This is a genomic window from Micromonospora parathelypteridis (assembly GCF_014201145.1).
GTDB lineage: Bacteria > Actinomycetota > Actinomycetes > Mycobacteriales > Micromonosporaceae > Micromonospora > Micromonospora parathelypteridis.
This window is the reverse complement of record NZ_JACHDP010000001.1, coordinates 2,246,143-2,259,369: the sequence shown is the minus strand read 5'-3', so window position 1 is coordinate 2,259,369 and position 13,227 is coordinate 2,246,143. Positions and strand designations below refer to the sequence as shown.

Below are 13,227 nucleotides of genomic sequence, written 5' to 3'. Positions count from 1 at the left end.
CCCCGGCGAGATACTAGGCTCTTACCGTCGCGGGAGATCGCGGCGCGTCTTGCGGAGGAGAAGACCGGTGACCTACATCATCGCCGAGCCGTGCGTGGATGTGCTCGACAAGGCATGTATCGAGGAGTGCCCGGTCGACTGCATTTACGAGGGCAACCGGATGCTCTACATCCACCCCGACGAGTGCGTCGACTGTGGTGCCTGCGAGCCCGTCTGCCCGGTGGAGGCGATCTTCTACGAGGACGACGTCCCGGAGCAGTGGAAGGACTACACCGGCGCCAACTACGAGTTCTTCGAGGACCTGGGTTCGCCCGGTGGCGCCTCGAAGGTCGGCAAGGTGGAGAAGGACGCCACCTTCGTCGCCGCGCAGGCGCCGCGCGGCGAGGGCCACTGAACCGGCCCGCGCCGGTCTCGTCGCGACTGCCCGAGTTCACCTGGGACACCCTGGACGCCGCGGCCACGCTGGCCGCGGCGCATCCGGAAGGCCTGATCAACCTCTCCATGGGTACGCCGGTCGACCCGGTGCCCGAGGTGATCCGCCAGGCGCTCGCTGACGCGTCCGATGCTCCCGGTTATCCGCTGACCGCCGGCACCCCGGCGTTGCGTGCCGCGATCGCGGCGTGGGTGTCCCGGGCGTGTGGCGCCGGGGTCGACGGTCTCGGCGTGCTGCCGACCATCGGCTCGAAGGAAATGGTCGCCTGGCTGCCCACCCTGCTGGGCATCGGTCCGGGTGACGTGGTGGTGGTGCCGTCGATCGCGTACCCGACCTACGAGGACGGGGCCCGGCTGGCCGGTGCGACCGTCGTCCGCACCGACTCGCTCACCTCGGTCGGGCCGACCTCGCGGGTCCGCCTGGTCTGGGTCAACTCGCCCGGCAATCCCACTGGCCGGGTGCTGCCCGCAGCGCACCTGCGAAAGGTGGTCGACTGGGCCCGGGAGCGTGGCGCGGTGGTCGCCAGCGACGAGTGCTACCTGCCGCTCGGCTGGTCGGCGGAGCCGGTCTCGGTGCTGTCCCCGCAGGTCAGCGGTGGCAGCTACGACGGTGTGCTGGCCCTGCACTCGCTCTCCAAGCGTTCCAACCTCGCCGGCTACCGGGCCGGGTTCGTGGCCGGCGACCCGGCGCTCGTCGCCGAGCTGCTCAAGGTTCGCAAGCACGCGGGCATGATCGTGCCGGCGCCGGTGCAGGCGGCGATGGTGGCGGCACTGCAGGACGAGCGACACGCCGACGAGCAGCGGGAGCGCTACCGCGCGCGTCGCGAGGTGTTGACGGCGGCCTTCACCGGTGCCGGCTTCACGGTCGAGCACTCGGAGGCCGGTCTCTACCTCTGGCTCACCCGCGGTGAGGACTGCTGGCAGACCGTCGACTGGCTGGCTCGGCGCGGCATCCTGGTCGCGGCCGGCGTCTTCTACGGCCCCAGCGCCGGCCAGTACGTCCGGGTCGCGCTGACCGAGACCGACGAGCACGTCGCGGCGGTCGCCGGCCGCCTCGCCCACGCCTGATCGCGGTCCGGGCGGTCGACCCCTGAGAGTCGACCGCCCGGACGGCGTCAGTCGGTGATCCGGCGGAAGACCTTCAGCAGGGTGTTCCGGCTCTGCTTCTCCAGCAACTCGCTGGACATCAGCTCCTGCAGAGCGACCACCCGGCCGTCGTGCAGGGTGAGCTCCGCCTTCAGCGGCACCTCCCGCTTGACGCTCACGGAGACGATCTCCTCGTACGGCAGGAACGTGTGGCGGGCCGCCAGCTCCGCGATCGGCACCGAGCCGACCAGCTCACGCAGCCGCTTCTCGCCCTGGCTGGCCTTGCCGGGATCGACGATCAAGACCAGCCCTCGGTCGAGGATGAGCACGTCGTGCTCCCTGTCGTCGATCTTGATGTTGGCCAGCGCGCCGATCAGGTCGGCGTCCCGTCCGGAGACCCGGTCCTCCACCACCGTCGCCCCGGAGGGGTCGATGCCCAGCTCGGCCAGGCGGGCGAGCGCCACGTCCAGGGTTTGCGGCGCGACGGCCAGCTTGGCGATCTCGGCGAGGTCCCACGGCTGCCCGTCCGGGCCGACGAGCTGCGCCGGGCCGGACCAGGAGAGTTGCCAGTGGGCCTGGCCGGACCGGACGGCCGCGTTGTCGAGGAGGGTCTCCATCGGCCCGGCGAACCGGGCGCTTGCCTCCTTGCGGGTGGCGTCGGAGAAGAACTGCTCGGCGAACTCGCCCAGCCGGCCGGAGCTCACCAGGTCCAGCACCGTCGTCAGGCCCGGCCCGGTGACACCGGTGAACCGCCCCGCCGCCCGGTAGATGCCGTCCGCCTGCTGTTGCACCCCGGCCGCCACCGACGCGGCGGTGAACTGCGTCCAGGGCAGCGCCTGACGACGGCCGTGGTCGACCACGATGCCCTGCAACTGCCTTCCGGCGGTGGCGATGTCAGCGAGCAGCAGCGCGGCCGGCCGTTCGTCCGGCGCGACGGTCCCCGCCGGCAGGGCCGCCATCGCGGCGACCCGGACGCCGATCGGCGGGTGGGTGTCCCACGGCGACGGCTCCCGATCGGGAGTGTTCTCCCGCATCTCGGTGATCTCATCCCGCCGGGCGTGCAGCAGTTGGCCGAAGCCGCCGAAGAGGTCGTCCGGCACCAGCTCGGCAGACCAGCCCGGCTCGACGTACCGGCGCATGAAGAAGCCCCAGGCCGCGTCGAGCGCAGGCAGCGTACGCAGCGCGGAGGCCGCGGCGTCCTGCCCGGCCAGCAGCACCGAGGACCGGTCGGCTTCCAGTTCCTGCCGCCGCGACGCGGCGTTGTCCACCATGAGGTAGAGCCTCGAGTAGCCCTTGAAGACCCAGCCGATCGGGTTGCGCGGGCTGATCCGCTCCAGCGTCTCCGCGATCGCCAGCCGACCCCGGTACGCCACCGCGCCGAGGCGGGTGTGGTTGCCGGAGTAGTGACCCAGCTCGTGAGCGAGCACCGAGCGCAACTGGTCGATCCGCATCGCCTGGAGCAGCGGCAGTCCGACATAGAGGGTGCGCCGTCCACCAACCAGGCCGAGCATCCGGCTCTGCTCGGCGACCGCGGCATTCACCTCGGGCACCAGGCGGATCTCGTCGGGCGCGCGAGTGCCGACGGCGGTGGCCAGCTCGCGTACGTTGGCCCACAGCCCCGGGGCCTCGCGTTCGGTGACGATCAGACCGGGTGCGGGTTCGTTCTTCGTACGGATCGCACGCCAGAGCCCGACGGCCACCGCGCCCAGCGCGACGACCAGGGGCAGCAGGACCTTCCCGGTGACGATTCCGTTGGTATGGCCGAACAGCCAGACCCCCAACGCGGCTACCGCGGCGAGCTGTAGGAGCGCGACGACGTAGAAGCCGATCAACATGACCACCGAGGCGAGCGCCCGGTATGTCGCGGACATTTTCGTATCCTTCCCCGCTGTGACCCCGCGTCGAAGCGGCGGGCGGAGCGGACCGTACGACGTTGGTCTGAAGAGGACAACCCCCTTCCGGATCGGCCTTGTCCAGATCTACGATCTGCCGGTCGTCACGGGGTGAGAGGAAAATTCGGCATGTGGCCGTTCCGGCGTAGCAGCAAGCAGGTGGCGGCGCCCACGCTGACCGTGGACCCGGCGGAGGGTGACCCGACCGCGCGGGCACTGCGGGAGGCCGGCGAGCGGCGGGACTGGGGTGCCATCCGGGAACTGCTCACCCCCGTGACCGATCCGGACGAGCACGCCTTCTATGTCTCGGCGGTCGCCGACGTCGACGGCCTGCAGGACTGGATCGGTGAGTGGATCGAGGCTGAGCCACGGTCGACGCTGCCGGTGCTGGTCCGTGGGGCGCACGCGGTGTACTGGGCCTGGGAGGCCCGCACCAGCGCCCGGGCCTCGCAGGTGAGCGAGGATCAGTTCAAGGAGTTCTGGCGGCGGCTGCGGTTGGCCGAGAACTGCCTGGACGAGGTGATCGGCCGCGACCCGGACGACACCACGGCGCGTACCTTCCTGGTCACCTCGGCACGCGGCCGTCAGGTGGACCGGGACGAGGCGAACCGGCGTTTCGACGAGGTGGTCACCCGGCACCCGTGGCACCGGATCGCGCACGAGCAGATGCTGCAGTACCGCTGCCGCAAGTGGTACGGCAGCCACGACGAGATGTTCGAGTTCGCCCGGGAGGCGGTGGCGAAGTCGCCCGCCGGCTCGGCGCTCGGGCACCTGGTCGTCGTCGCGCACCTGGAGAAGTGGCTGGACCTGCCGGTCGGCGAGGACGAAGAGTACCTGGACGACGACGCGGTGCGTGCCGAACTCAGCGCCGCCGCCGACCACTCGGTGCGCCACCCCGACTACCGGCGCGGGCCGGGCTGGGCGAGCGTGCACAACACCTTCGCGATGGGTTTCTCGAAGGTCGGAGACCTGCGATCCGCCGCCGGCCAGTTCGAGGTGATCGGTGATCAGGTGACCGCCTGGCCCTGGCAGTACATCAACAGGAACCCGGTGATCCCGTTCATCGCGTGGCGCGACGACGCGATGGCCGCCGAGGACTGACCCGGTCCTTGGCCCGGCCCGGGCGATATCCTCGGCCCCGGACCTGGTCGGGGCCGCGTCGGCCCCGCACCCAGTAGGAAGGTCGAGGCGTGCGGATGGTGGACAGGCCCGGTGCGCGGGTGCGGGTGGCCGTGATCGGCACCGGCCTGATCGGTGGATCCGTGCTGCTGCGCCTGGCCGACGCGGGCCTGGACGTGGCGGGTTGGGACCCGGACCCGGCGACCCGTGATCGCGCCCAGGGTCGGGGGGTGGTCGCCCCGGCCACGATCGAGCAGACCGTGGCCGATCGGGACCTGGTCTTCCTCTGCGGCCCGCTGCCCACCCTCCCGGACACCCTGGCCCGGGTGGCCGAGCTGACCGCGCCGGGCTGCGTGCTCACCGATGTCGGCAGCACCAAGGTCGAGGTGGCCGAGGCGGCTGACCGGCTCGGGCTCACCGACCGGTTCGTGCCGGGGCATCCGATGGCGGGCGCGGAGTCGGCTGGCCTGACTGCCGCCTCGCCGGCCCTGCTGGCCGGTGCCGCCTGGGTGCTCTGCCCGATGCCGGGCGCCGCGACGGACGCCTTCCGCTGGCTGACCGGGCTGCTGGTGGAGTTGTTCGGTGCGCGGGTCGTGCCGATGTCCGCGCCGGCACACGACTCGGCGGCCGCGCTCGCCTCACACGTGCCGCACCTGCTGGCCGGCGCGTTGGCCGGGGCGACGCAACGGGCGCCGCTGCGCGACGCGGTGCTGGCGCTGGCGGCGGGCAGCTTCTCCGATGGCACGCGGGTCGCCGGCACACCAGCGGAGCGGACCGCGAACATGCTGCTCGGCAACCGCGACCGCGTGCTGCACGAGCTGGCCGAGGTCCGCGCGTTCCTGGACGGGCTGGCCGCGGAGCTGCGGGCCGACGACGCGCCCGCGCTCATCGCGCGCTACACCGAGGCCAGGGCGGCCCGGTTGGCGCTGGTGGACCGACGGTTCGTCGGTCAGGCTCGGGAGTTCCCGGCCGGCGGCGACCATGACGCCGAGGTGACCTGGCTGCGCGGTCTGGGCGACGCCGGGGGGCACCTGACCGGGTGTCGGATCGGCCCGGACGCCGTCTCCTACACCGCGCGGCTCCCGGTGGCTGACTAGGCTGAGGGGCATGGCGGTGGACAGTCCGGTGGTGCAGGTGCGCGGCGAAGCGTACCGGGAGGTGCCGCCCGAGCTGGCCCGTTTCGCGGTCACCGCGACAGCGCGGGATCGGGACCGCGAGGCCACCCTGACCCGGCTGGCCGAGCGTGCCGCCGCCATCCGGGTGCTGCTGGACGGCTCCGGGCCGGCGGTGGCGCGGCGGGAGACCGGCGACCTGCGGGTGCGACCGGAGACCCGGCGCTCGGGCGAGCGGGTGGTCGCCTGGCACGGCAGCGTGACCACCACGGTCACCGTCACCGACTTCACCGCCCTCGGCGAGCTGATGCTCCGGTTGGCCGATCAGGATCAGGTCGAGGTGGCCGGGCCCTGGTGGGAGCTTCGCCCGGACAGCCCCGCGCACCGCGAGGCCCGACAGGCCGCGATCCGCGACGCGTTGGTGCGGGCCCGGGAGTACGCCGAGGCGCTCGGTGCCCAGGTCACGTCATTGCTTGAGCTGGCCGACGCCGGTCCGGCTGACCGGCCGATGTTCGCCCGTGCGGCGTTCGCCGGCGGCGGCGGCTCGGGTGGTGGGCCGCCGGAGCTTGAGCTGGACCCACAACCGCAGACCGTGCAGGCGGCCGTGCAGGCGAGGTTCACGATCAGCGCGCCGGTCCTCGACTGATGCCACCGGCTCAGGTGTTGTCCGTCGACGAATTGGTGGAACGGGCGTTGGCGCTGGCCGAGGCGGGCCCGCGACAACTGCTGGGCATCGCCGGTGCGCCGGGCGCTGGAAAGTCCACGCTGGCCGAGCAGGTCGTGGCCGCCCTCGGGGCGACGGCCCGGCTCGTGCCGATGGACGGCTTCCACCTGGCGCAGTCCCAGCTGGCCCGGTTGGGCCGCGCGGACCGCAAGGGTGCGAGGGACACCTTCGACGCCAACGGGTACGTCTCGCTGCTGCGCCGGTTACGCCGGCTGGAGCCCACCTCGGTGTACGCGCCGGAGTTTCGCCGGGAGTTGGAGGAGCCGGTGGCCGGCTCGATCGAGGTGCCGCCGTCGGTTCGGTTGGTGGTGACGGAGGGCAACTACCTGCTGCTGCCGGACTTCCCGTGGCAGGAGGTGCGGACGCTGTTGCACGAGGTGTGGTTCCTCGATCTGGACGCTGAGCTGCGCCAGCGTCGGCTGACCGCCCGCCACGAGGCCTTCGGGCGCTCGCCGGAACAGGCGCGTGAGTGGGCGCTGGGCAGTGACGAGGCCAACGCGGCCCTGATCACCCCCACCGCCGACCGGGCCGACCTGGTGGTCCGCCTGCCCGATCCGCCGGCGGCCTGACCGGCCCGCCGATCAGTCCAGTTCGCGGACCGGCCGGGCGGGGTTGCCGACGGCGACCACGTTGGCGGGTAGGTCCCGGGTTACCACCGCGCCCGCGCCGACGACGGTGTTCGCGCCGATTGACACCCCGGCCAGCACGATGGCCCCGCCGCCGAGCCAGGCGTTGTCGCCGATGGTGATCGGCTTGGCGGCCTCCCACTTGTCGCGGCGCGGGCCCGGCTCCACCGGGTGGGTCGGGGTGAGCAGCTGCACGTTGGGTCCGATCTGGACGTCCGCGCCGATGGTGATTGGTGCGACGTCGAGGAAGACCGCGTTGTAGTTGACGAAGCTGCGTGGCCCGATGCGGGTCTGCCAGCCGTAGTCGCAGTAGAACGGCGGGCGGATCCAGGTGCCCTCGCCCAGCTCGCCGAGGAGGTCGCGGAGTGCCGCGAGGCGGGCCTGCGGGTCGGCCGCGGCACTGGTGTTGAAGCGTTCCATCAACCGAGCGGCCCGGTCCAGGTCGGCGATGATCTCTGGATCGTCAGCGAGGTAGGGCTCGCCGGCGAGCATCCGGTCCTTCATGGAGGTCACCCGGTCGATGATGCCTGCCGAGACTGTCGCTGGTTGGCAGGTTCGTCATATTTTCGACCCCTTATTTGCATACCGGGTATGCAATACTGACGGCGGTCTATGCACCTCTCATAGGAATGAACGCTCCAACGAGGAGGATCCGTTGCATCGACGCAGCAGATTGACCACCGCAGTCACCGCCGTAGCAGCCCTCGTCCTGGGCACTCCGGCGGCCGCCGTGGCCAGCCCACCCGCCACCACCACCAACACCGCCCCGGCCGCCGCCCCGCGCACCGCGGTCGGCGCCGCCACCACGACGAAGACCGTCACCCTGCTCACCGGCGACCGGATCACCGTCACCGCGTCCGGGTCCGCCGCCGTCCAGCCTGGCCCCGGTCGTACTCATCTGCGCTTCCTCACCAGCCGCGAACGCGGCCACCTCACCGTGCTGCCGCAGGACGCCCTGCCGCTGGTCCGCTCCGGCCGGGTCGACCGGCGACTGTTCGACGTGACCGGGCTGATCGCCGCCGGTTACGACGACGCCCGCCGCGACCACCTGCCGCTGCTGGTCACCGGTGCCGCGGGCGAGCGGCAGCGCGCCGCGGCAGTACCCACCGGGCTGACCGTCACCGCGCAGTTGCCCGCGATCGACGGTGTCGCCGCGAGGGCCGACAAGGGGCGGGCCTCGGCGATCTGGGCGACGCTCACCGGCACCAGCGCCGGCGCCCGGGTCGGCACGGCGGGGGGTGCCGACCGGATCTGGCTCGACGGCCGCCGACGGGTCACCCTGGACCACAGCGTGCCGCAGATCGGCGCGCCAGCGGCGCACCAGGCCGGGTTCACCGGCCAGGGTGTCCGCGTCGCGGTGCTGGACACCGGGGTCGACGCCGACCACCCCGACCTGACCGGCCGGGTCGCGGAATCGCGTAATTTCAGCGCGGTCCCCGAGGCGGCCGACACGGTCGGCCACGGCACCCACGTCGCCTCGATCATCGCGGGCAGCGGCGCCGCCTCCGGCGGCAAGTACCGGGGCGTCGCCCCGGACGCCACGCTGCTCTCCGGCAAGGTCTGCGAGGACCAGGGCTGCTCGGATTCGGCGATCCTGGCCGGCATGCAGTGGGCTGCCGTCGACCAGCACGCCGACGTGGTCAACATGAGTCTGACCGGGCCCGACACACCCGACGTCGACCCGCTGGAGGCGGCGATCGAGACGCTGACCGCGCAGACCGGCGCGCTCTTCGTGATCTCCGCCGGCAACGACGGCTCGGACGGGTCGGTCGGCTCCCCGGGCACGGCGGACTCCGCGCTGTCGGTGGGCGCGGTGGACCGCGACGACGCGTTGGCCGACTTCTCCAGCCGCGGTCCCCGCGTTGGCGACGGCGGGCTGAAGCCGGACATCACCGCTCCCGGGGTGGAGATCGTCGCCGCCCGCGGTGACGGCACGGAGCTCGGCGCGCCGGTGGGGGAGGAGTACGTCACGCTCTCCGGCACCTCGATGGCCGCCCCGCACGTCACCGGTGCGGTGGCGCTGCTCGCCCAGCAGCACTCCGGCTGGGCGGGGGCCCAGCTCAAGGCCACCCTGATGGCCTCGGCGAAGCCGCACCCGGAGCAGACCGCCTTCCAACAGGGTGCCGGCCGGGTCGACGTGGCCAGGGCGATCACCCAGCGGGTCGTCAGCGACCCGGTCAGCGTTTCCTTCGGACAACCGGCGTGGCCGCACGACGACGACACCCCGGTCGCCCGCAAGGTCGGCTGGCACAACGACAGCCCCGACCTGATCACCCTGGACCTGACCCTCGAAGTCACCGGACCCGATGGGCAGCCGGCCCCCGCCGGCATGTTCACCCTCGCGGCTGGCCAGGTCACCGTGCCGGCCGGTGGCGACGCCGGCACCACGGTCACCGCGGACACCCGCCTCGGCGACGCCGACGGTCACTGGACCGGGCGGATCGTGGCCCGGTCCGGGACGGCGGTCGCGGTCACCCCGCTGGCCGTGAACCGGGAGGTGGAGAGCTACACGCTGACCGTAGAGCACCTGAACCGCGCCGGCGAGCGCACCTCGGACCACTGGACCACCCTGCTCGGGCTGGACACCTTTGGCTTCTGGGACCTCATCAGCCCCGACGGGGTGGCCACCGTGCGGCTGCCCAAGGGGCACTACGGCCTGAACGGCCTCGTCTTCGAGCCCGCGCCGGAGGGTGAGCAGGGCGGGATGTCCATGTTGGCGCAGCCCGAAGTGACAATCGACCGGGACACCCGGATCGTCGTGGACGCCCGCCGGGCCAAGCCGATACGGATGACCGTTCCGGACCGGAGCGCCGCCCCGCAACTGATCGACGTCAGCGGCAACTTCACGGCCGACGACGGCAGCGGATACGGCATCGGGCTCTGGGCGGACACGTTCACCGGCCTGACCAGCGGTCAACTCGGCAAGCCGGTCTCCGCCGACCGGTTCGTCGCCACCATCAGCAGCCAGTGGATCAAGCCGGACACGGCCAACAGCCCGTACCTGTACGCGCTGGCCGAAGCGATCCCTCGCCGGATGCCCACGGGGTTCGTCCGCGACTACACCCGACGGGACCTGGCCACCGTCGTGCACCGGTTCCGCGGTGGCTACCCGGGCCTGGAGGCCGAGCGGACCGTGTACCCCGCGCTGGAGTACAACGTCGGCGGCTCCGCGCTGGTCCTGCCCACCGTCGTGCCCGGCCAGCGGGTCGAGCACTACAACACCAAGAATGTGAAGTGGGAATCCGAGATCTACTTCGGAACGCGGGACGAGGAAGGCTGGTTGAACCCGCGGGCGGCGCTCTTCTCCACCCCCACCGCGTACCGGGCCGGGCGGACGGTTTCGGAGGTCTGGAACCAGGCCCCGTACGCGCCGTCCTTCCCGACTCCGCACTGGCCGCACCAGAGCGTCACCCGGGTCGGCGACGCCATCTCGGTCGACGTGCCGATGTTCAGCGACGCGGCCGGGCACCCGGGCGGCTCGCTGAGCGACAGCGAGCGAACCGAGCTCTGGCGTGCTGGCAAGTTGGTCGGCGAGAGCGAGTACGCCGGCTACGGAGAGTTCACCGTGCCGCCGGGCAGGGCGGACTACCGGCTCGTCGTGTCGTCGAAGCGTAGCTTCACCGACCTGAGCACCGAGGTGGAATCCAGCTGGACCTTCCGGTCGGGGCACGTCGCCGGTGACACGCCGGCCCGACTGCCCCTGTCGGCGGTGGGCTTCGCGCCGCCGTTGCGGGTCGACAACAGCGCGCCCGCCGGTGAGGACTTCGTCGTCCCGGTGCGGGTGCAGCGGCAGCCCGGCGCACAGGCCGCCCGGGTGGAGAAGCTCGCTGTCGACGTCTCGTACGACGGCGGGAAGACCTGGGGCAAGGCGAAGCTGGTCCGTACCTCCGCCGACGGCTGGTCGGCCCTGTTGCGCCATCCAGCCGGCACCGGCCACGTTTCGCTGCGGGCCACCGCCCGGGACTCCGCCGGTAACACGGTGACGCAACGAATCATCCAGGCGTACCGGTTGCGCTGAGGCGTACCCCTGTCGGGTCCGCGGCCGAGTGCCGCGGACCCGGCGGGTCCGTCAGTCGTTGGCGTGCAGGGCGGCGTTGAGCTCGATGCCCCGGCCGGTACGCGGCCGGGCCTCCAACGCGCCGGTCACCGAGTTGCGCCAGAACAGCAGGCCGTCGACGCCGGACAGCTCCCGGCCCTTGACCACCCGGCCGTCGGGGAGCGTGATCTTCGACGCGGCGGTGATGTAGCAGCCGGCCTCGACCACACAGTCGTCGCCGAGCGAGATCCCGACGCCGGCGTTCGCGCCGACCAGGCTCCGCTCGCCGATGCTGATCCGGTCGGTGCCGCCGCCGGAGAGGGTGCCCATGATGGAAGCCCCGCCGCCGATGTCGGAACCGTCGCCGACCAGCACGCCCTGCACGATCCGCCCCTCGACCATCGAGGTGCCGACGGTGCCGGCGTTGAAATTCACGAAGCCCTCGTGCATCACGGTGGTGCCGGCGGCCAGGTGCGCGCCGAGGCGGACCCGGTCGGCGTCGGCGATCCGCACCCCGGCGGGGACCACGTAGTCGGTCATCCGGGGGAACTTGTCCACCCCGTAGACCGCCAGGTGGCGGCCGGCTGCCCGCTCGATCACGCGCAGCTCGTCCACCCGCTCCGGGGGGCACGGCCCGGCGGACGTCCAGGCCACGTTGGCCAGCTTGCCGAAGATGCCGTCGAGGTTGAGCTGGTTGGGTCGGACCAGCCGGTGGGAGAGCAGGTGCAACCGGAGGTACGCGTCCGGGGCGTCCTTGATCGGGTCGTCCAGCGAGCCGATCACGGTGACCACCTGGACGGTACGCAGACCGGGCAGTGACCGGTCCCCGAGCGCGGCCGGCGGCAGGTCGAGCACGTCCGACTTGTCCTCACCGGCGACCAGCGGCAGCTCGCCCAGGCCCAGCTTGCCGGTCGGGTACCAGGTGTCGAGCACCTGCTCGTCTGCGGTGACCGTGGCCAGGCCGATGCCCCAGGCGGAATCTGCGGACGTCACTGTTACACCTCTCGGTCGCAGCCGGGCTGGCCTCGGCTCGCTCCTCGCGCTGACAGACCTGAAGGTACCGTGCGAACCATGGAGAACCCGCTGACCCCCGAGGTCCTCGCCGATCCGGTGCAGCTGACCCGCGCTCTGGTCGACATAGAGTCCGTGTCCCTCAACGAGAAGGTGATCGCCGACTGTGTCGAAGAGGTGCTGCGGGGCGTACCGCACCTGACCACCCACCGGCACGGCAACACCGTGATGGCGCGCACCGATCTTGGTCGGTCGCAGCGCGTCGTGCTGGCCGGGCACCTCGACACGGTGCCGTTGAACAACAACTTCCCGTCGACCATGCGCGGCGACCTGATGTACGGCTGCGGCACCTCGGACATGAAGTCCGGCGTCGCGTACGCGCTGCACCTGGCGGTGACGCTGCCCGACCCGCGCTACGACGTGACGTACTTCTTCTACGAGGCCGAGGAGATCGAGTCGCGGTACAACGGGCTCAACCTGGTCGCCCAGGCGTACCCGGAGTGGCTGGAGGCGGACTTCGCGGTGCTGCTGGAGCCGACGTACGGCATCGTCGAGGCGGGCTGCCAGGGCACCATGCGGGCCATCGTGACGACGGCGGGTGAGCGGGCGCACGCGGCGCGCTCCTGGCACGGGGTGAACGCCATCCACGCGGCCGGTGAGGTGCTGCGGCGCCTCCAGACGTACGAGGCGCGCCGGGTCACGATCGATGGGTGCGACTACCGCGAGGGCATGAACGCCGTGCGGATCGTCGGCGGCGTCGCCGGCAACGTGATCCCCGATCGCTGCGAGATCGAGGTCAACTACCGGTACGCGCCGGATCGCGACCCGGCGGCTGCGGAGGAGCACCTGCGGGAGGTGTTCGCTGGCTTCGAGGTGGTGGTGACCGACGCGGCGGCCGGTGCCGCCCCCGGGCTCGAGGCGGCTCCGGCGAAGGAGTTCCTGGCTGCGGTGGGCGCGGCGCCGATCGGCAAGCTGGGCTGGACGGACGTGGCCCGGTTCGCGGCGATGGGTATCCCCGCGCTGAACTTCGGTCCGGGTGACCCCAACCTCGCCCACCACAAGGACGAGCACGTCGAGATCAGCAAGATCCGTGATGGCGCGGCAACCCTGCACCGCTGGCTGGCCCCGGCCTGACCAACCCAACCAGACCTGACCCGGCCGGCCCGGTCGCGCCGGTCGGGCCGGTGAT

11 protein-coding genes are annotated in these 13,227 nt (G+C 72.0%); 8 read left to right on the top strand and 3 right to left on the bottom strand.

Features of this window, described 5'->3' with window-relative positions:
• Window positions 1-67: 67 nt before the first annotated feature.
• The gene (gene fdxA, locus HNR20_RS09840) at window positions 68-394 is read left to right on the top strand and encodes a ferredoxin (RefSeq protein WP_184178414.1); all 327 of its coding nucleotides are present in this window, start codon (window positions 68-70) and stop codon (window positions 392-394) included.
• Window positions 391-1,500 (top strand): succinyldiaminopimelate transaminase, encoded by a 1,110-nt coding sequence (gene dapC / locus HNR20_RS09835; protein WP_308425429.1) that lies wholly within the window; start codon window positions 391-393, stop codon window positions 1,498-1,500. The genes fdxA and dapC overlap by 4 nt, the downstream gene beginning before the upstream one ends.
• Window positions 1,501-1,547: 47 nt before the next feature.
• Here the strand turns inward: dapC and HNR20_RS09830 are convergent, their stop codons facing one another.
• Entirely contained in the window at window positions 1,548-3,389 is a 1,842-nt protein-coding gene (locus tag HNR20_RS09830; RefSeq protein WP_184178412.1) for a M48 family metallopeptidase, read from the bottom strand.
• Between the two features lie 150 nt (window positions 3,390-3,539).
• On the opposite strand from HNR20_RS09830, the gene HNR20_RS09825 reads away from it, so the two are divergent.
• The 4 genes from HNR20_RS09825 (at window position 3,540) to HNR20_RS09810 (ending at window position 6,934) form a co-directional block, all read left to right on the top strand.
• Window positions 3,540-4,511 carry a DUF4034 domain-containing protein gene (locus HNR20_RS09825; RefSeq protein ID WP_184178410.1) on the top strand — a complete coding sequence of 324 codons (972 nt, stop codon included), beginning with the start codon at window positions 3,540-3,542 and terminating at the stop codon, window positions 4,509-4,511.
• 95 nt (window positions 4,512-4,606) lie between these two features.
• Window positions 4,607-5,626: a prephenate dehydrogenase gene (locus tag HNR20_RS09820; RefSeq protein ID WP_184188257.1), complete on the top strand. Its 1,020-nt coding sequence runs from the start codon at window positions 4,607-4,609 to the stop codon at window positions 5,624-5,626.
• Window positions 5,627-5,636: 10 nt separating this feature from the next.
• Window positions 5,637-6,287 (top strand): SIMPL domain-containing protein, encoded by a 651-nt coding sequence (locus HNR20_RS09815; protein WP_184178408.1) that lies wholly within the window; start codon window positions 5,637-5,639, stop codon window positions 6,285-6,287.
• Window positions 6,287-6,934, top strand: a complete 648-nt coding sequence (locus HNR20_RS09810; RefSeq protein WP_184178406.1) for a nucleoside/nucleotide kinase family protein — start codon at window positions 6,287-6,289, stop codon at window positions 6,932-6,934. Before HNR20_RS09815 ends, HNR20_RS09810 begins: the two co-directional genes overlap by 1 nt.
• A gap of 12 nt (window positions 6,935-6,946) precedes the next feature.
• Here the strand turns inward: HNR20_RS09810 and HNR20_RS09805 are convergent, their stop codons facing one another.
• On the bottom strand, window positions 6,947-7,504 hold the full coding sequence (locus tag HNR20_RS09805) for a sugar O-acetyltransferase (RefSeq protein WP_229687078.1): 558 nt from the start codon (window positions 7,502-7,504) through the stop codon (window positions 6,947-6,949).
• Window positions 7,505-7,664: 160 nt separating this feature from the next.
• Here HNR20_RS09805 and HNR20_RS09800 point away from each other — a divergent pair, with 160 nt between their 5' ends.
• Window positions 7,665-11,009: a S8 family serine peptidase gene (locus HNR20_RS09800; RefSeq protein WP_260321807.1), complete on the top strand. Its 3,345-nt coding sequence runs from the start codon at window positions 7,665-7,667 to the stop codon at window positions 11,007-11,009.
• A gap of 51 nt (window positions 11,010-11,060) precedes the next feature.
• Here HNR20_RS09800 and dapD read toward each other — a convergent pair whose 3' ends face one another.
• Window positions 11,061-12,020 carry a 2,3,4,5-tetrahydropyridine-2,6-dicarboxylate N-succinyltransferase gene (gene dapD, locus HNR20_RS09795; RefSeq protein WP_184178404.1) on the bottom strand — a complete coding sequence of 320 codons (960 nt, stop codon included), beginning with the start codon at window positions 12,018-12,020 and terminating at the stop codon, window positions 11,061-11,063.
• Window positions 12,021-12,098: 78 nt separating this feature from the next.
• On the opposite strand from dapD, the gene dapE reads away from it, so the two are divergent.
• Complete coding sequence (gene dapE / locus HNR20_RS09790; RefSeq protein ID WP_184178402.1) at window positions 12,099-13,172, top strand: succinyl-diaminopimelate desuccinylase; 1,074 nt, start codon at window positions 12,099-12,101, stop codon at window positions 13,170-13,172.
• Window positions 13,173-13,227: the final 55 nt, after the last annotated feature.